The 17,324-nt window shown below is 70.5% G+C and carries 17 protein-coding genes and 1 riboswitch; of the genes, 1 reads left to right on the top strand and 16 read right to left on the bottom strand.

The window, feature by feature from the left end:
* Window positions 1-43: 43 nt before the first annotated feature.
* The 11 genes from AB0N07_RS04520 to rpsB all read right to left on the bottom strand — a co-directional run bounded on the left by AB0N07_RS04520 (window position 44) and on the right by rpsB (window position 11,328).
* Window positions 44-841, bottom strand: coding sequence for a maleylpyruvate isomerase family mycothiol-dependent enzyme (locus tag AB0N07_RS04520; RefSeq protein ID WP_365831974.1), 798 nt, complete (start codon window positions 839-841; stop codon window positions 44-46).
* 25 nt (window positions 842-866) lie between these two features.
* A complete protein-coding gene (locus tag AB0N07_RS04515) occupies window positions 867-1,886 on the bottom strand; it encodes an ABC transporter ATP-binding protein (protein WP_365831972.1) in 1,020 nt (339 codons plus the stop codon).
* The gene (locus AB0N07_RS04510; protein WP_365832091.1) at window positions 1,887-3,488 is read right to left on the bottom strand and encodes an iron ABC transporter permease; all 1,602 of its coding nucleotides are present in this window, start codon (window positions 3,486-3,488) and stop codon (window positions 1,887-1,889) included.
* A gap of 44 nt (window positions 3,489-3,532) precedes the next feature.
* A complete protein-coding gene (locus AB0N07_RS04505; RefSeq protein WP_365831970.1) occupies window positions 3,533-4,609 on the bottom strand; it encodes a thiamine ABC transporter substrate-binding protein in 1,077 nt (358 codons plus the stop codon).
* Window positions 4,610-4,696: 87 nt separating this feature from the next.
* A riboswitch (TPP riboswitch) is annotated at window positions 4,697-4,804 on the bottom strand.
* 23 nt (window positions 4,805-4,827) lie between these two features.
* The gene (rlmN, locus tag AB0N07_RS04500) at window positions 4,828-5,934 is read right to left on the bottom strand and encodes a 23S rRNA (adenine(2503)-C(2))-methyltransferase RlmN (protein WP_030943230.1); all 1,107 of its coding nucleotides are present in this window, start codon (window positions 5,932-5,934) and stop codon (window positions 4,828-4,830) included.
* Between the two features lie 100 nt (window positions 5,935-6,034).
* Window positions 6,035-6,484 carry an SRPBCC family protein gene (locus tag AB0N07_RS04495; RefSeq protein WP_365831967.1) on the bottom strand — a complete coding sequence of 150 codons (450 nt, stop codon included), beginning with the start codon at window positions 6,482-6,484 and terminating at the stop codon, window positions 6,035-6,037.
* 153 nt (window positions 6,485-6,637) lie between these two features.
* Entirely contained in the window at window positions 6,638-7,774 is a 1,137-nt protein-coding gene (locus AB0N07_RS04490) for a phosphatidate cytidylyltransferase (RefSeq protein ID WP_365831965.1), read from the bottom strand.
* Window positions 7,774-8,331, bottom strand: coding sequence for a ribosome recycling factor (frr, locus tag AB0N07_RS04485; RefSeq protein ID WP_365831963.1), 558 nt, complete (start codon window positions 8,329-8,331; stop codon window positions 7,774-7,776). The genes AB0N07_RS04490 and frr overlap by 1 nt, the downstream gene beginning before the upstream one ends.
* A gap of 146 nt (window positions 8,332-8,477) precedes the next feature.
* Entirely contained in the window at window positions 8,478-9,239 is a 762-nt protein-coding gene (pyrH, locus tag AB0N07_RS04480; RefSeq protein ID WP_030943206.1) for a UMP kinase, read from the bottom strand.
* A 185-nt stretch (window positions 9,240-9,424) separates the two neighbouring features.
* A complete protein-coding gene (tsf, locus tag AB0N07_RS04475) occupies window positions 9,425-10,261 on the bottom strand; it encodes a translation elongation factor Ts (RefSeq protein ID WP_365831961.1) in 837 nt (278 codons plus the stop codon).
* 155 nt (window positions 10,262-10,416) lie between these two features.
* Complete coding sequence (gene rpsB, locus AB0N07_RS04470; protein WP_365831959.1) at window positions 10,417-11,328, bottom strand: 30S ribosomal protein S2; 912 nt, start codon at window positions 11,326-11,328, stop codon at window positions 10,417-10,419.
* 272 nt (window positions 11,329-11,600) lie between these two features.
* Between rpsB and AB0N07_RS04465 the strand changes: the two genes are divergently transcribed.
* On the top strand, window positions 11,601-12,173 hold the full coding sequence (locus tag AB0N07_RS04465; RefSeq protein ID WP_365831957.1) for a M23 family metallopeptidase: 573 nt from the start codon (window positions 11,601-11,603) through the stop codon (window positions 12,171-12,173).
* A gap of 152 nt (window positions 12,174-12,325) precedes the next feature.
* Here AB0N07_RS04465 and AB0N07_RS04460 read toward each other — a convergent pair whose 3' ends face one another.
* From AB0N07_RS04460 to AB0N07_RS04440, 5 genes are all read right to left on the bottom strand, one after another.
* Window positions 12,326-12,883, bottom strand: a complete 558-nt coding sequence (locus AB0N07_RS04460; protein ID WP_115905632.1) for a TetR/AcrR family transcriptional regulator — start codon at window positions 12,881-12,883, stop codon at window positions 12,326-12,328.
* A 74-nt stretch (window positions 12,884-12,957) separates the two neighbouring features.
* Complete coding sequence (gene whiG, locus AB0N07_RS04455; RefSeq protein ID WP_365831955.1) at window positions 12,958-13,794, bottom strand: RNA polymerase sigma factor WhiG; 837 nt, start codon at window positions 13,792-13,794, stop codon at window positions 12,958-12,960.
* A 271-nt stretch (window positions 13,795-14,065) separates the two neighbouring features.
* The gene (gene dprA, locus AB0N07_RS04450; protein ID WP_365831953.1) at window positions 14,066-15,226 is read right to left on the bottom strand and encodes a DNA-processing protein DprA; all 1,161 of its coding nucleotides are present in this window, start codon (window positions 15,224-15,226) and stop codon (window positions 14,066-14,068) included.
* Window positions 15,223-16,848 carry a YifB family Mg chelatase-like AAA ATPase gene (locus AB0N07_RS04445; protein ID WP_365831951.1) on the bottom strand — a complete coding sequence of 542 codons (1,626 nt, stop codon included), beginning with the start codon at window positions 16,846-16,848 and terminating at the stop codon, window positions 15,223-15,225. The genes dprA and AB0N07_RS04445 overlap by 4 nt, the downstream gene beginning before the upstream one ends.
* Entirely contained in the window at window positions 16,848-17,252 is a 405-nt protein-coding gene (locus tag AB0N07_RS04440; RefSeq protein ID WP_344404833.1) for a YraN family protein, read from the bottom strand. The genes AB0N07_RS04445 and AB0N07_RS04440 overlap by 1 nt, the downstream gene beginning before the upstream one ends.
* Window positions 17,253-17,324 lie beyond the last annotated feature (72 nt).

Below are 17,324 nucleotides of genomic sequence, written 5' to 3'. Positions count from 1 at the left end.
CGGCCCGTCCCCCGGCTCCCCGGGGGGACGGGCCGCAGTCGTTTCAGAAGCTCGCCCGCGCCAGCCAGAACTCCAGCAGCTCCCGGTCGCCGAGGACCTCCAACTCCGGGCTGTCCAGCGGAAGCCGGCTGTAGAAGGCGAGGAGGACCTGGGTGAGGGGGCCGCGCAGGGCGACGTCCGCCTTCTCGTGGTCGCGGCGCCAGGAGACGCCGTCCTCGGTGAGCTCGACGACCCACTCGGCGTTCAGCTCGGTGGCGGTGTCGGTGGCATGGAGGTGGATGCTGCGACCGGGTCCGCGCAGCTCGCGCGAAGCCGTCTCGTCGGGCTCCGCCCGCTGTTTCCATTCCACGATCTGCAGCCACTCGTCGATCGCGTCGACGGCCACCTCGGGCGCGACCTCGTAGGGCAGCCCGGCCGTCAGTGCCGCGTCCGCCCGGTGGACGGTGATCTCGTGCGCCATACGGCGTGCCCAGAAGCCGGACGTGTGGATCGCGGACCAGGACCACACCTTCGCGTCGGGCCCAGCCTCGCGCAGGGCGCCCACCGCCAGCTCCCCGGCCTCCGCCAGCCAGGCGTCGAGGGCTTCGGCGTCCCCCGGGGTCTCGGGGCCGTCGCCGCGCGGAATCTCCTCGTCAGGGACGTTCTCCTCGGCCCGTTTCCGGACCAGCGTCCCGGACCAGCGCAGGGCTCCGCCCATGTGCAGGACGAGCATCTCCAGGGTCCAGTCCGGGCAGGTCGGCACGGTCGCGGTCAGATCGGCGCCGCTCGTCACCACCGCCCTCAACTGCTCCACCTGATGGGCGATCTCGTCGCAGTAGCGATCATGCGTAGGAAGTGTCATCCCGCGCACCCTATGCGCGGACCCCTCAGCCGAGCACCACGATTTCGGCCGCGTCGAACTCCACCCCGACCGTCTCCCCGACCTCCGGCGCCTCCCGCAGCGCCACCGCCGCCTCGAGCCGCGGCGCCTCCTCCGGCTGCACCTGTACGGCGACATGGGTGCCCTTGAAGGTGCGTGCCGCCACGGTGCAGCGCAGGCCCTCGTCGGCCGGCACGAGCCGGACACCGGCGGGCCGCACGAGCAGTGTGCGCGTCCCCTGCGGGGCGTCCTGCGGCACCGGCAGCTTGCCCCAGGGGGTGTCCGCGGCCTCGCCGCTCACCATTCCATCGACCACGTTGTCGAAGCCGAGGAAGCGGGCCACGAACTCGTCCGCGGGACGCTGCCACACCTCCAGTGGCGTACCGGACTGGGCGATCCGCCCGTCCCGCATCACCACGACCCGGTCGGCGAGCGCGAAGGCCTCGCCCTGGTCGTGCGTCACAGCGAGGACGGTGGTCCCCAGCCGGCCGAAGAGTTCCCGGAGTTCGACGACCAGCCGCTCCCGCAGCGAGCGGTCGAGCTGGCCGAGCGGCTCGTCCAGCATCAGCAGCCGCGGCCGGGGCGCCAGCGCGCGGGCCAGCGCGACGCGCTGCTGCTCACCGCCGGAGAGCGAGGCGACAGCCCGGCGTGCGGCACCCGGCAGCCCGACGAGGTCGAGCAACTCCCGTACCCGCTCGTCCTGTCGAGGGCGCGTGGCACCGAGCATCCGCAGCCCGAAGGCGACGTTCCCGCCCACGTCCCGCTGCGGGAAGAGCTGATGGTCCTGGAACATCAGGCCCACCTGCCGCTTGTGCGCGGGCACCCCCGACTGGTCCCGCCCGTCGAGCAGCACCCGCCCGATGGACAGAGGCTGGAGCCCGGCAACCGCCCTCAGGAGCGTCGACTTGCCGCTGCCGCTGGGCCCGAGCACGCACACGATCTCGTGTTCGGCGACATCGAGGCCGACGGTGTCGAGCACGGCCCGCCCGCCGAACCGCACGGTCGCGTCCTCAAGGCTCAGCAGCATCTAGAACTCCCCGCTCCGGTCGGTGCGCAGCCGCTCCAGGACCAGCAGCGCCACCGCGCACACCACCATCAGAATCGTCGAAAGGGCCATCGCCTGCCCGTAGTTGAGGTCGCCCGGCCGGCCGAGCAGCCGGGCCACGGCGACCGGCAGCGTCGGGTTGTCCGGCCGCGCGATGAACACGGTCGCCCCGAACTCCCCCAGTGACACCGCGAACGCGAACCCGGCCGCGACCAGCAGCGCCCGCCGCACCATCGGCAGGTCGACCTCCCGCCACACCCGCCACGGCGACGCGCCGAGCACGGCCGCCGCCTCCCTGAGCCGCGCGTCCACGGCCCGCAGCACCGGCAGCATGGTCCGTACGACGAAGGGGGCGCCCACCAGCGCCTGCGCGAGCGGCACCAGAATCCATGAACTGCGCAGATTCAGCGGCGGCTTGTCGAGCGCGATCAGGAAGCCGAAGCCGACGGTCACGGCGGAGACGCCCAGGGGCAGCATCAGCAGTGCGTCGAAGCCACGGACCAGTCGGCCCGCGTCCCGGCGCGCGAGCGCCGCGGCGGCCAGACCGCCGATCGCCACGGCGATGGCGGTCGCGGCGAGGGCGTACTGGAGCGAGTTGCCGACGGCCTGGATCGGCGGCACGAGGAAGGTCCCGCCGTCGTCGTGGGTCAGCGCCCGGTAGTAGCCGAAGCCCGAGGCGCCCAGGGAGCGCTGCACCAGCACGGCCGGCGGCAGCACGAGCAGCACGAGGACGGTGGCGAGGACTCCGGCCAGCAGCGCCCACTGCCCGGCCCCGCGCGGCCGCCGCGCCGTGACGTTCGCGTCCACGAGCCGCAGGGCTGTCTCCCGCCGCCGTACGGTCCAGGCGTGCACGGCGAGGATCGCGCCGACGGCGGCGAACTGGACGATCGTGAGCACGGCGGCGGTGGACAGGTCGAAGATCTCCGAGGTCTGCCGGTAGATCTCCACTTCGAGGGTGGAGAAGGTCGGGCCGCCGAGGATCTGCACCACGCCGAAGGAGGTGAAGGTGAACAGGAAGACCATCAGCGCGGCGGCGGCCACGGCGGGCGCGAGCGCCGGCAGGGTCACCTTCCGCCAGGCCCTGAACGGGGACGCGCCCAGCATCCGCGCCGCCTCCTCCTGCCGTGGGTCGAGCTGCCCCCACAGGCCGCCTACGGTCCGTACGACCACGGCGTAGTTGAAGAAGACATGCGCCAGCAGGATGGCCCAGACGGTGGTGTCCAGCCGTACGCCCCACAGCTCGTCGAGCAGTCCCCCGCGCCCGACCAGCGCCAGGAACGCCGTACCCACCACGACCGTCGGCAGCACGAACGGGACGGTGACGACGGCGCGCAGCACCTGCTTGCCGGGGAAGTCGAGGCGCGCGAAGACATACGCGCCGGGGAGCGCGACCAGCAGCGTGAGCGCGGTGGAGGCGAGCGCCTGCCAGGTGGTGAACCACAGGACGTGCCGGATGTCGGACTGCGTGACGACGTCCGCGATCCGCCCGAACTGCCACGACCCGTCGACCTTGAGCCCGCGCGCCACGATCGCGGCGACGGGCCAGGCGAAGAAGGCGGCGAAGAACGCGACCGGCACGGCCATCAGACCGAGCCGCACCGCGCTCCCCGTCCGCCTTTGGCGGACGGCTACTTCAGTACGAGTGACGTCCACGACTTGACCCACTGGTCACGGTTGGCGGCGATCTTCGTCGGGGCCATGGTCTCGGGGTCCTTGGCCGGCTGCCCGTACTTCACGAACTCCGGCGGCACCTTGGCGCCCTCGATCACCGGGTAGACGAACATGTTGAGCGGCATGTCCTCCTGGAACTCCTTGCCCACCAGGAAGTCGATGAACGCCTTCCCACCCTTGGTGTTCCCGGCGTTGCTGAGCAGCCCGGCGTACTCGATCTGCCGGAAGCAGGTGCCGTACGACGTTCCGATCGGCGCGGTCTTCGGCTTCGGGTCGCCGTAGATGACCTCGGCGGGCGGCGAGGAGGCGTAGGAGACGACGAGCGGCCGGTCCGCCTTGGCCTTCTTGCCGCCCGCGGACCCGGAGAACTCCTCGTTGTAGGCCTGCTCCCAGCCGTCGACGACCTTCACGCCGTTCGCCTTGAGCTTCTTCCAGTAGCCCTGCCAGCCGGTGTCGCCGTACTTGGCGGCCGTGCCGAGCAGGAAGCCGAGGCCGGGCGAGGAGGTGGAGGCGTTCTCGGTGACGAGCAGGTTCTTGTACGCGGGCTTGACGAGATCGTCGAGCGTCTGGGGCGGTGCCAGCTTGTGCTTGCTGAAGTACGCCTTGTCGTAGTTGACGCAGATGTCACCGGAGTCGATCGGTGTGACCCGGTGCCGTGCCTGGTCGACCCGGTACTGCGCCTGGATCCGGTCTGCGCCCTTCGCCTCGTACGACTGGAACAGCCCGTTGTCGAGCGCCCGCGAGAGCAGGGTGTTGTCGACGCCGAAGAAGACGTCGCCCTGCGGGTTGTCCTTGGTGAGGATGGCCTTGTTGACGGCCTGCCCGGCGTCGCCGCTCTTGAGGACCTTGACCTTGTATCCGGACTGCTTCTCGAAGTCCGCGAGAACGTTCTTCGAGACGGCCCACGAGTCGTGGCTGACGAGGGTCACGGTCCTGGAGTCCGCCGAGCCTCCACTGCCGGCCGAGGACCCGCACGCGGACAGCGTGATCAGGCCGAGGCCGACCGCGGCGGCCACGAACGTCTTGGTGTGCACTGAATTCCTCCTGGCTGACCAGGAAGAGACGCGGCCCTGCCCGGAAGCGCCGGAGCATTCCACCGGCTTCCGGGCAGGGCGCAACAGCTCGAGTGAAGACCGAACTTCCTACCCAGAATGACCTGGGCAAGGTTCAGAGGGTCTGCGGCCCGGTTGCCGCACTCTCAGCGCTGTGGCGCTCCCCTGTCGGAATATGAAGATGTACGTACCGGCTCAGGCTACCGCTCGGTGGCCGCGAGCTGACCGCAGGCCCCGTCGATCTCCTGCCCACGGGTGTCCCGGACGGTCACCGGCACACCATGCGCGGCGATGGCCTCGACGAAGGCCTTCTCGTCCTCGGGCCGGGACGCCGTCCACTTCGAGCCGGGGGTCGGGTTCAGCGGGATGAGGTTGACGTGCACGGGCTTGCCGCGGAGCAGCCGTCCGAGCCGGTCACCGCGCCACGCCTGGTCGTTGATGTCCCGGATCAGCGCGTACTCGATCGACAGCCGCCGCCCGCTCTTCTCGACGTACTCGAAGCCGGCGTCGAGGACCTCGCGCACCTTCCACCGGGTGTTGACGGGGACGAGGGTGTCGCGCAGCTCGTCGTCCGGCGCGTGCAGCGAGATGGCGAGCCGGCACTTGAAGCCCTCGTCGGCGAACCGGTGGATGGCCGGGACGAGGCCGACGGTCGAGACGGTGATGCCGCGCTGGGAGAGCCCGAGCCCGTCGGGAGCGGGGTCGGTGAGGGCCCGTACGGCCCCGACGACCCGCTTGTAGTTGGCGAGCGGCTCACCCATCCCCATGAAGACGATGTTGGACAGCCGCGCGGGCCCTCCAGGCACCTCTCCGTCCCTGAGAGCCCGCATCCCGTCGACGATCTGGTGCACGATCTCGGCGGTGGACAGATTCCGGTCGAGCCCGGCCTGCCCGGTGGCACAGAACGGGCAGTTCATCCCGCAGCCGGCCTGTGAGCTGATGCACATGGTCACCCGGTCCGGGTAGCGCATCAGCACCGACTCGACGAGCGTCCCGTCGAACAGCCGCCACAAGGTCTTGCGCGTCGTCCCCTGGTCGGTCGACAGATGCCGTACGACCGTCATCAGCTCGGGAAGCAGCGCCTCCTGCAGCTTGCCGCGCGAACCGGCCGGGATGTCGGTCCACTCCGCCGGGTCGTGCGCATACCGCGCGAAGTAGTGCTGCGACAGCTGCTTGGCACGAAACGGCTTCTCGCCGATCTCGGCCACCGCTTCCTTGCGCTCGGCGGGCGTGAGATCGGCAAGATGCCGCGGCGGCTTCTTGGCTCCACGGGGGGCGACGAAAGTGAGTTCTCCGGGCTTAGGCATGGCTGTACCAGTGTCGCAGATCCAATGGTGTGGCCCGCTCCACCAAGAATGCGGGTGAAAGTGAAGCCTCCGGGAGACCGGCGACAGCAACAAGGCCTGCCTAGGTGGTGGTGTGCTCCAGCTTGTCCTTGAGCAACTGCTCGTTGCGCGGCATCTCCTTGCGGACCTGCTGGCGGACGACCAGCGGGAGCAGGATCCTGCCGAGGCCGCGTCCCTCGAAGTCCAGGTCCATGGTCACGTGAGTACGGCGGCCGTCGTCGAGGGGCGTGATCTCGCCGTGGAAGTTGCCCCTGACAGGGCCGTCGATCCCGCGTACGGTCCAGGAGCGCTGCGGTTCGTACTGGGTGCACTCCATGGTCATCGGAATGTCGCGGGCGCCTACGTGCCGGGTGACCCGGACCCGGGATCCGAGTCCGAAGGGGTGGTCGTCGAGCTGTTCGGCGGCGACCGCGCTGAGCTGCCACTCCGGCATGTGGGAGGGGTCGATGATGTACGCCCAGGCGTCCTCAGGACGGCAGTCCACGTCGAACTCCTCATGGATGGTGGACATGGCGCCTCCGCTTCGGGTTCGGGAGATCCCCTTTGAGGGCTTACATCGGAATCGTCCCACTCGGCCGACCGGTGCGCCATCGTCCGGAAAGCCCTCCCGAAGCCTGGAGCCCCCGCCCTCGGAAGGGCAGGGGCTCCACGCGTCACGGGCCGGTCAGCCGGACCCCACGAACAGCACCATCAGCAGCCACACCACCGGCGCAGTCGGCAGCAGCGAGTCCAGCCGGTCCATGATGCCGCCGTGCCCCGGCAGCAGCGTGCCCATGTCCTTGATGCCCAGGTCCCGTTTGATCATCGACTCACCGAGGTCGCCCAGAGTGGCGCTGGCCGCGACCGCGACGCCGAGGATCAGGCCCTGCCACCAGGCGCCGTCGTCGATCAGGAACTGCATGCACAGCGCGCCCGCCACCATCGCGAACGTGACCGCGCCGAGCAGGCCCTCGCGGGTCTTGCCGGGGCTGATGCGCGGGGCGAGCTTGTGGCTCCCGAAACGCCAGCCGACGGCGTACGCGCCCGTGTCGCTGACCACCGTCAGCAGCAGGAAGGTCAGCACACGCCACGGGCCGTCCTCGGCCGTCAGCATCAGCGCCACGAACGTCGCCAGGAAGGGAACGTAGAAGGCCGCGAAGACACCCGCCGTGACGTCCTTGAGGTAGCCCTCCGGCGGTTCCGTCATGCGCCATACGAGGACGGCGAGCGCCGTGAGTGCCATGGCGACCCACGCGCCCTCGGCGCCCCGCACGTAACCCGCGACGACCATCGCTCCGCCGCCGAGTGCCAGCGGGACCAGGGGCGCCTTGATGCCCTTGCGCTCCTGGAGACGGCTGGTCAGCTCCCACAGACCGACCACGACGGCGACCGCGACCACACCGACGAACACGGCCTTGACGATGAACAACGACGCGACGATCACCACACCGAGCGCGACACCGACCCCTATGGCCGCGCCCAGGTCACGGCCCGCGCTCTTCTTCTGCGGGCGGGGCGCCGGCTGCGGGGCGTCGGGCATGGGCTCCGGATTCTGCTGCGCCGCCGGGTAGGGCGGCGACTGAGGGGGTTCGTCGCGGAACAAGGGGCCGCTCAGCCGAGCGGCCCCCCGGTCGTCATCCTGGTCACCGCCGTACGCGGGTACCTCGGGCACGATGGGCATGGGGCGAGTCTGCTGCGCCTTGGGCGCATCGTACGCGGGACCCGCAGGGGCAGCCCCCTGGACAGGTCCCTGGTCGGACGGCCCCCAGTACCCCGCCTGCGACCCGGTGTGGGGCGGCGTTCCCCAGGAAGAGTCGTTCATCAGACCTCGAGCAGCTCCGCTTCCTTGTGCTTCAAAAGCTCGTCCACCTGGGCCACGTACTTGTGGGTGGCGTCGTCGAGTTCCTTCTCCGCACGGCGGCCCTCGTCCTCGCCGACCTCGCCGTCCTTGATCAGCTTGTCGATGGCGTCCTTGGCCTTGCGGCGCACGGAGCGGATGGACACGCGCGCGTCCTCGGCCTTGCCCTTGGCGACCTTGATGTAGTCGCGACGGCGCTCCTCGGTGAGCTCCGGGAACACCACCCGGATGATGTTGCCGTCGTTGCTCGGGTTGACGCCCAGGTCGGAGTCGCGAATGGCCTGCTCGATGTTGCGCAGCGCCGTCTTGTCGAACGGGGTCACTACCGCCATGCGCGGCTCCGGCACGGAGAACGAAGCCAGCTGGTTGATCGGCGTCGGCGCGCCGTAGTAGTCGGCCACGATCTTGTTGAACATCGCCGGGTGCGCACGACCGGTGCGGATCGCGGCGAAGTCCTCCTTGGCGACCACGACGGCCTTCTCCATCTTCTCCTCGGCCTCGAGGAGGGTCTCTTCGATCACCACTTGCTCCTGCGTGTCTTGAGTAGGCCCGGCTGCTGTTCCATATGCGTGGGGCGGCGGCCGGCTGCGTCGCGTCTTCTTCCTGCACGGTTCCCGACCGGCAGGACATTGTCCATCCCCCGGTCAGGGTCCATGGGTGTTGCTGGTCAGTCCCGGCTGCCGTGGTCACCCACAAGCGTGCCGATCTTCTCACCCTTGACGGCGCGGGCGATATTGCCCTCCGCGAGGAGCTCGAAGACGAGGATCGGGAGCTTGTTGTCGCGGCACAGCGTGATCGCGGTGGCGTCGGCGACCTTGAGGTCGCGGGTGATCACCTCGCCGTAGCCGAGGGAGTCGAACTTGACGGCGTCCGGGTTGCGCTTGGGGTCGGAGTCGTAGACCCCGTCCACGCCGTTCTTGCCCATCAGCAGCGCCTCGGCGTCGATCTCCAGGGCGCGCTGGGCGGCGGTGGTGTCGGTGGAGAAATACGGCATGCCCATACCGGCGCCGAAGATGACGACCCGGCCCTTCTCCAGGTGGCGCACCGCGCGCAGCGGGATGTACGGCTCGGCGACCTGGCCCATGGTGATGGCGGTCTGCACCCGGCTGTCGATGCCCTCCTTCTCCAGGAAGTCCTGGAGGGCGAGGCAGTTCATCACGGTGCCGAGCATGCCCATGTAGTCGGAGCGGGCCCGGTCCATGCCGCGCTGCTGGAGCTCGGCGCCGCGGAAGAAGTTGCCGCCGCCGATGACGACCGCGACCTGCGCCCCGTCCCTTACGACGGCCGCGATCTCGCGGGCGATCTTGTGCACCACGTCGGGGTCCACTCCCAGGCCCCCGCCACCGGAGAAGGCCTCACCGGACAGCTTCAGCAGAAACCGGCCGCGTACTTTGCCGTCGTCGCTCTTCTGGGGCTTGGTGGTGGTCATGGAGATCCCGCCTCTTTCACGTGTTGCACATACGAAGAAGGCCATTGCCGCTGGGGTGTTGGCATCCCATGCTCGGCAATGGCCTCCTCGTCAGATCTGCTGTCGTCCGTCACGCGCCTGCGTGCCGGACGGCCGGACGGCTGCACCCGACCCTATCGGGCCGAGACGCCGATCGCGGCACGGACTCAGATGCCGACCTTGATGCGCGTGAAGCGCTTCAGGGTGACACCGGCCTCGTCCAGGACCTTCTGGACGGACTTCTTGTTGTCGAGTGCGTACGGCTGGCCGAGCAGCGTGGCGTCCTTGAAGAAGCCGTTGAGGCGACCCTCGACGATCTTCGGCAGGGCGGCCTCGGGCTTGCCCTCGGCGCGGGTGGTCTCCTCGGCGACGCGACGCTCGGACTCGACGACCTCGGCCGGCACGTCCTCCTTGGAGAGGTACTTCGGCGCGAAGGCGGCGATGTGCTGGGCGACACCCTTGGCGATCTCGGCGTTGGGCTTGTCCAGCTCGACGAGGACACCGATCTGCGGGGGCAGGTCGGGCATCGTGCGGTGCATGTACGCGATCACGAAGCCGTCGGCGAACTGCGCGAAGCGGTCCAGGACGATCTTCTCGCCGAGGTTGGCGTTGGCCTCGTCCACGAACGCCTGGACGGTCTTGCCGGCCTCGATCTCGGAGGCGAGCAGCGCCTCGATGTCGGCCGGGGAGGTCTTGGCGACGTGCTCGGCGATCGCGTTCGCGACGGCCTGGAACTTCTCGCCCTTGGCGACGAAGTCCGTCTCGCACTTCAGCTCGACGAGAACGCCGGAGGAGTTGTCGTCGGCGATGAGGGAGACCACGGCGCCGTTCTCGGCGGAGCGGCCCTCGCGCTTGGCGACGCCCTTCTGGCCCTTGATACGGAGCGCCTCGACGGCCTTCTCGACGTTGCCCTCGGCCTCGTCCAGCGCCTTCTTGCAGTCCATCATGCCGGCGCCGGTGAGCTCACGAAGCTTCTTGACGTCGGCGGCGGTGTAGTTCGCCATGAGTCTGTGAATCTTTCTCGAAGTCTGGAAGATCGAAGATCTACGGGGTCTACGGCCCCATGTAGCCGCGGGCCGCTGACTCTCCGCCGACCTACGGGTGAACGGCGGGGGCGGATTTCACACCGCCCCCGCCGTCAACTGAGGACGCTGACGGGTCAGGCCTGCTCGGCGTCCGCGGCCGGAGCCTCAGCCTCGGCGGCCGGAGCCTCAACCTCGGCGGCCGGAGCCTCAACCTCGGGGGCCTCGGCAGCGGCCTCGGCCGGCTTCTCGGCGGCTTCCTCGGAGTCGGCCTTCTTCTCGCCCTCGAGCAGGTCGCGCTCCCACTCGGCGAGCGGCTCGCCCGCGGCCTTCTCGCCCTTGTCACCGGTGGCGACGCGCGAGCGGCTGATGAGGCCCTCGGCGACGGCGTCGGCGATCACACGGGTGAGCAGGGTGACGGAGCGGATCGCGTCGTCGTTGCCCGGGATCTTGTAGTCGACCTCGTCCGGGTCGCAGTTGGTGTCGAGGATCGCGACGACCGGGATGTTGAGCTTCCGGGCCTCACCGACCGCGATGTGCTCCTTCTTGGTGTCCACGATCCAGACGGCGCTGGGCACCTTCTGCATCTCGCGGATACCACCGAGGGTCTTCTCCAGCTTGGCCTTCTCGCGCGAGAGCACGAGAAGCTCCTTCTTGGTCAGACCCGAAGCGGCGACGTCCTCGAAGTCGATCTGCTCGAGCTCCTTGAGGCGCTGCAGACGCTTGTAGACGGTGGAGAAGTTGGTGAGCATGCCGCCCAGCCAGCGCTGGTTGACGTAGGGCATGCCGACGCGGGTGGCCTGCTCGGCGATGGCCTCCTGCGCCTGCTTCTTCGTGCCGACGAACATGACCGTGCCGCCGTGGGCGACGGTCTCCTTGACGAACTCGTAGGCGCGGTCGATGTACGACAGCGACTGGAGCAGGTCGATGATGTAGATGCCGTTGCGCTCGGTGAAGATGAACCGCTTCATCTTCGGGTTCCAGCGACGGGTCTGGTGACCGAAGTGGACGCCGCTCTCCAGCAGCTCCCGCATCGTGACGACGGCCATGGCCGTTCTCCTTGAGTTTCTCGGTTGTGCCGCGGGGACCGGACGGCTCCCGCGCCTGACGCCCGCGACGCGCCTTGCCGCAGAGGACCGAGAGGCGCTGACACCCACCGTTGGACGGCCTGGTGTCGGGGCGTGCGAAGTCGACCCGGTGACCCGGATCGCCAGAAGAAGTGTACGGGACCGGCGAGGCGCCGGGTGACGCCGCTGTCCACAACCGGGGCGTAGTCCACAGCTCCCGGCCGTGATCGGGAGCGGCGCGGGAACCTTCTCGCATGCGAGCGAGGCGATACGTGCAGATGACGTGGGCGGTACTGCTGGGACTGGCGTTGACCGCCCTGTCCCCCTGGGCCTGGGCGGACGACCCGCCACCACCCCCGACCCCGGGCCCAGCGGTCCCTGCCGTCGGCCGCGCCTGGCCGGTGGGCACCCACCCCACTGTCCTACGAGGCTGGGAGCCCCCGGTGACGGTCTACGGCCGCGGCCACCGGGGCGTGGACCTGGCAGCCCCGGCCGGAACCCCGGTGAGAGCGGTGGCAGCCGGCCGCGTCTCCTTCGCGGGCCGCGTGGCAGGCCGGGGCGTGATCTCCGTGCAGCTGACGGACCCGAACCTGCGAACGACATACGAACCGGTGAAGGCGTCGGTGCAGAAGGGCGACGAGGTGACGCCGGGCGAGGTGGTGGGGACGGTGGAACCGGGATCCGGCCACTGCACGGTCACGTGCGTGCACTGGGGCCTCCTGAGAGGCGAGACCTACTTGGACCCCCTGTCCCTACTCCCACCGTGGCTGCTGCACTGGGGCCCGTCGAGGCTACTGCCGGTACTCGGAGTACCGCTGCCCGCTTGAGCCGCGGGGAGCCTGCAGGTGCTCGCACCAGCCGCCGCAGCCTTCGGGCAGTCGGTCTGTGCAAGCCGCGGGCAGTCGTGCCGCAAGGGCGGCGCGGGTGGGCGCGGGCGGCACCGGCAAGCGCCACCCCTCGCCGGCAACCCCCACCGGCCTCAGCCGCGAACCCCTCGCAGCGCCATGGCCACCGCGGCCTCAGTGATCGCCGAAGGCTCCTCCGCCGCCCCCAGCTCGATCCGCCGCACAGCCGCGTCCACAACCCCCTGCACCAGCATCGCAGCCAACCGGGGCGAAGAATGCCCCATCTCCCCGAGCGCCTCGACGATCATCGCGACCAGCCCCCCATGCGCGGCCCGGATCTTCTCCCGGGCTCCCGCATCCAGCTCACTCGCGGAGATCGCCACCACAGCCCGATGCCGCCGGTCCCCGACCAGCACCAGCTGCTGCCGCACATACGCCTCGACCTTGCCCTCGGCCGACCCCGCCCGCTCCATCGCCGCCGAGACCTCCGCGGCCCACACCGGGAAGTCCACCGCGCACAGTTCCTCGACGACGGCCGCCCGGGAGCGGAAGTACTCGTACACGGACGACCGTGCAAGCCCCGTCCGCTCGGCGAGGGCCGGGAAGGTCAGCGCCTCAGTCCCACCCTCGGACAGCAGAGACCGGGCCGCGTCCAGCAGGGCGGCTCGCTGCATCGACCGGTGTTCGGCCACGGAGGCCGCTCGAATCCTTGGCACGTCAACCACTTTACGGACGGACCACCCCCGACGGGAGTGAGTCGGGCCGCTCAGCGTCCGAAGCTCGCCAGCTTCGCCCGCAACTGCAGCACCGACTTGGTGTGGATCTGACTCACCCGGCTCTCGGTCACGCCGAGCACGTTCCCGATCTCGGCGAGCGTCAGGCCCTCGTAGTAGTACAGCGTGACGACGGTCTTCTCCCGCTCGGGCAGTGTGTTGATCGCCCGGGCCAGGAACCGTCTGAGCTCGCGGTCCTCGGCCACCTCGACCGGGTTGTCGGCGGCGGTGTCCTCCAGCGTGTCCATCACGCTGAGCCCGCCCTCGCCCCCCACGTGCAGCAGCTCTTCCAGGGCCACCACGTTGGCCAGCGACAACTGGCTGAACACGGCGTGGAGTTCATCGACGGGGATGCCCATCTCGACGGCCACCTCGCCCTCCGACGGTGTCCGTCTCAGACGCGCCTCCAGGGTCGCGTACGCGCGCTCCACGTTCCGCGCCTTCTGCCGCACCGACCGCGGGATCCAGTCCAGCGCTCTGAGCTCGTCGATCATCGCGCCCCGGATCCGGGTGATCGCGTACGTCTCGAACTTGATCTCCCGGTCGATGTCGAACTTCTCGATCGCGTCGATGAGCCCGAAGACGCCGGAGGAGACGAAGTCGGCCTGCTCCACGTTCGGCGGCAGCCCGACGCTCACCCGTCCCGCCACGTACTTGACCAGCGGCGAGTAGTGCAGGATCAGCTGCTCCCGCAGCCGCTCGTCGCCCGTGTCCTTGTACGACCGCCACAGCTCGTCGAGCGTCGAGGGAGCGGGCGGCCGCACGCTGCCACCGTCACGGGCGGCTGGGGGGATCGCCGCCCGGTCGGACCCGGAGGTGTGCTGGGGCATTCGTCGCCTTGTGCCGTTCTGCCGTGAAGTGGGGGTGCCTGGGTGAGCTGTCGGTCTGGTGTCGAGATGCCGGTCTGTGCCGGAATCCACGTGAGCGTAGCGTGACTGAAGTGTCGCGGTGCGCGAAGACCGGCGCGGATCGGGTGCGCAGATACGTTCCGCAGGACGCCCCACAGAGTCATGGCGATCGCTGTGCGTGACCGCCCGAGGACGCCAACTACGCGTATTTGCACAGGTGTCAGGCTTCCCCCGGACGGCCGTACACGCATGGTCAGCACGGACTGCGACCCCCGCGGACGGAGATCATCGCCTGGCGTGTCAACTTCCAGCCGTCGCCGTGTCGTTCGACGTAACCGAGTGATCGGAGTTCGTACAGTCTCGCGATCGCGTCGTCCTGCGTGGTCTGCGCACCCCGCGCGATGTCACCGGGCGGCGCCGCCCCGCGGCCGGGCAGTGCGGCCAGGACGCGGCGGGCGCCGGGCTCCAGCAGATCGCGGGGCAGCACGGGTCCGCGCCGGTCCGGGGCCAGTTCGCCCATGTCGCCGACCAGCTCGACGACTTCCGCGGCGTCGGTGACGAGCACGGCGTCGCCCCGCAGAAGCTCGTGCACTCCGGCGGACAGGCCGCTGGTCGCCGGCCCGGGGACGCCCATCGTGTGGCGCCCCAGCCGCTGCGCGGCCCGCGCCGTGACCAGCGAGCCGCTGCGGTGCGCGGCCTCGACGACCACGGTGCCCCTGGTCAGGGCGGCGATCACCCGGTTGCGGACGATGAATCTGCTCGGCGTCGGATGATCGCCGGGCGGCAGTTCCCCGATCACCAGTCCCTGTTCCGCGATCCTGCCGAGCAACTCGGTGTGTCCGCGCGGGTAGGCCCGGTCGGCCCCGCAGGCCAGCACCGCGACGGTGGCACCGCCGGCGCCGAGCACGCCCCTGTGGGCGGCGCCGTCGACCCCGTAGGCCCCGCCGGACACGACCACCCACCCGCGCTCGGCGAGCCCTGCGCCGAGCGTGGCCGCCATGTGAGCCCCGTACTCGGTGCAGGCCCGTGCCCCGACGACGGCGACGGATCTGAGCGCCCACATCCGCAGACTGGGCCGCCCCCGCACCCACAGCCCCACCGGCCGCGCGTCCCCCAGGTCGTCGAGCTGCCCGGGCCATTCGCCGTCCCCGGGCACCACGAACCGCATGTCTGCCTCCTGGGCGACCGCGAGATCCCGCTCGGGCTTCGCCTGCCCGGCCCGGTCCAGCAGTCCGGCCCACCGCTTGTCGGTGATCCCGACGAGCTGCGCCCCGCCCTCGCGCAGCCGTCGCGCCACTTCCACCGCGCCGAGCTCTCGCAGCCACCGCCCGCCGACCTCGTCCCCCGGTTCGAGAACACGGCTGAGAAAGACCCGGGCGAGCAGCTCGCCGGCCGGATCGCCACCGAGGCTCATGTCAGCGCCCCGATGGCCATGGGCACCCCGCGCGGCACGCCGGTACGCAGTTGCAGCGCCAGGGCGACGTCCGTCGCGTCGGGCCGGTCGTGGCCGACGAGGTCCGCGACGGTCCAGGCGACACGCAGCACGCGGTCGAGCCCGCGGGCGGTCAGCGCACCGCGCTCCAGATTCCGTTCCGCCTCGTCCATCGCTCCGGCCACGGCGGGCCAGCGGCTGCGCAGTTCCCGCCCGGGTACCTCGCTGTTGGTCCGCCACGGCGTGCCCACGAGCCGGGCCGCCGCACGCTCCCTGGCCGCCCTCACGCGGTCGGCGACGGTCCTGGTGGACTCGCCGACGGCGCCCCGCTGGGCCAGCTGGGCGCGGGTGACCCGGTCGACCTCGACGCGCAGGTCGACCCGGTCGAGCAGCGGGCCGGACAGCCGCGCCTGGTAGCGGCGGATTGCCGAGGGCGGGCACTCGCAGAAGTCGTCCGCCTGGGAGAAGCGGCCGCAGGGGCAGGGGTTCGCCGCGAGCACCATCAGGAATTTCGCAGGGAACCGCACGACACCCGCACTGCGTGCGACCACCACGTGCCCCGCCTCCAGGGGCTGTCGTAGCGCGTCAAGGGCGTGGCTGCTGAACTCGGGCGTCTCGTCGAGGAAGAGGACGCCCCGGTGGGAGAGTGAGACCGCGCCGGGCCGCGCGATGCCCGGGCCGCCGCCCACGAGCGCCTGCATGGTGGCCGAATGATGCGGGGCGCAGTACGGAGCGACGTCGATCAGGGGTTTGCCCGGGGGCAGCAGACCTGCCACCGAGTGCACCGCCGTGACCTCCAGCGACTCCTGCCTGCCGAGCAGCGGGAGGATCGCGGGGAGCCGCTCCGCGAGCATGGTCTTCCCGGCGCCGGGCGGGCCCTCCAGGAACAGGTGGTGGCCACCCGCGGCGGCGACCTCCACCGCCGTCCGCGCCGAGATCTGGCCCACCACGTCGGCGAGGTCATGACCCTGGTCGTACTGGGCGGCGCCCAGGCTGTGCATCCCCGTGGCCGCGCCCGTGCCGGGCACCCGAAGACCCGCCAACAGCGGATCGGGACGGCCCTGCTCGTCCGGTTCCTCCTCGGGTACCGGCTCGTCCGCCAGGACGGCGATCAGCTGGCGCAGGCTGCGCACACCCAGGACGGAGACGCCGGGCACCAGCGAGGCCTCGGCGGCCGCACACTCGGGCACGACCACCTGCTCGTAGCCCGCGTCCGCCGCGGCCAGCACCGCCGGCAGAATGCCCCGCACGGGCCGGACGCGGCCGTCCAGGCCCAGCTCCCCGATCATGACGATGTCGGCGAGCACCCGTGGGTCGATGCGCTCACAGGCGCCGAGCACGGCGCAGGCGACGGCCAGATCGAAGCCGCTGCCGGCCTTCGGCACCGAGGCCGGGCTCAGCCCCACCGTCAGCTTCTTCTGCGGCCATTCGCCGCCCGAGTTGGCGACGGCCGCCCGCACCCGGTCCCGGCTCTCGCTCAGACTCTTGTCCGGCAGCCCGACCAGCGTGAACGCCGCCACCCCCGGCTCCAGATCCGCCTGGACCTCGACCACCACACCCTCGACGCCGACGAGCGCCACCGAGCACGTACGCGCGAACCCCATCAGGCCACCCCTCGCGCGTGTTCGACCACGGGTGCGCCGCGGTCGGGGAGCACGACGCCCACCAGGTCGATACGCACGCCGCCCGGCGGGGCCCCGCCGTGTTCCTGCGCCCAGCGTTCCGCCAGACCGCGCAGGCGCTGCGCCTTCGTCGGCGTGACCGCGGCCATCGGGTGCTGGAAGATGCCCGCCCTGCGGGTCTTCACCTCGCAGACCACCAGGACGTCCCCGTCCCGGGCCACGATGTCGATCTCACCCGTCCTGCCGGAGCGCCAGTTGCGCTCCAGGACCGTCATACCGGCGTCCGCCAGCCGCCGCGCGGCCAGATCCTCGCCGTACCTGCCCATGGCACTGCGTTGTGCGTTGCGTGTCCTCATGTCGGCACCACCTCCGGCGCCAACCGTCACGCATCCGCTCCCACCGAGTGGATCTTGGTGGACTACTCGGCGGTTGTGGACAAACCTGTCACCCGCACGAGC

The organism is Streptomyces sp. NPDC051172, from assembly GCF_040682555.1.
GTDB lineage: Bacteria > Actinomycetota > Actinomycetes > Streptomycetales > Streptomycetaceae > Streptomyces.
Note: the sequence above shows the minus strand (reverse complement) of the source record. Positions and strands in the feature narration are given on the sequence as shown.

Coding starts and splice junctions, on each gene's coding strand:
- AB0N07_RS04520 (WP_365831974.1), bottom strand. CDS start 841: ATGACACTTCCTACGCATGATCGCTACTGCGACGAGATCGCCCATCAG.
- AB0N07_RS04465 (WP_365831957.1), top strand. CDS start 11,601: ATGCGAGCGAGGCGATACGTGCAGATGACGTGGGCGGTACTGCTGGGA.
- AB0N07_RS04445 (WP_365831951.1), bottom strand. CDS start 16,848: ATGGGGTTCGCGCGTACGTGCTCGGTGGCGCTCGTCGGCGTCGAGGGT.
- tsf (WP_365831961.1), bottom strand. CDS start 10,261: ATGGCGAACTACACCGCCGCCGACGTCAAGAAGCTTCGTGAGCTCACC.
- AB0N07_RS04490 (WP_365831965.1), bottom strand. CDS start 7,774: ATGAACGACTCTTCCTGGGGAACGCCGCCCCACACCGGGTCGCAGGCG.
- dprA (WP_365831953.1), bottom strand. CDS start 15,226: ATGAGCCTCGGTGGCGATCCGGCCGGCGAGCTGCTCGCCCGGGTCTTT.
- pyrH (WP_030943206.1), bottom strand. CDS start 9,239: ATGACCACCACCAAGCCCCAGAAGAGCGACGACGGCAAAGTACGCGGC.
- rpsB (WP_365831959.1), bottom strand. CDS start 11,328: ATGGCCGTCGTCACGATGCGGGAGCTGCTGGAGAGCGGCGTCCACTTC.
- whiG (WP_365831955.1), bottom strand. CDS start 13,794: ATGCCCCAGCACACCTCCGGGTCCGACCGGGCGGCGATCCCCCCAGCC.
- rlmN (WP_030943230.1), bottom strand. CDS start 5,934: ATGCCTAAGCCCGGAGAACTCACTTTCGTCGCCCCCCGTGGAGCCAAG.
- AB0N07_RS04510 (WP_365832091.1), bottom strand. CDS start 3,488: ATGGCCGTGCCGGTCGCGTTCTTCGCCGCCTTCTTCGCCTGGCCCGTC.
- AB0N07_RS04515 (WP_365831972.1), bottom strand. CDS start 1,886: ATGCTGCTGAGCCTTGAGGACGCGACCGTGCGGTTCGGCGGGCGGGCC.
- AB0N07_RS04495 (WP_365831967.1), bottom strand. CDS start 6,484: ATGTCCACCATCCATGAGGAGTTCGACGTGGACTGCCGTCCTGAGGAC.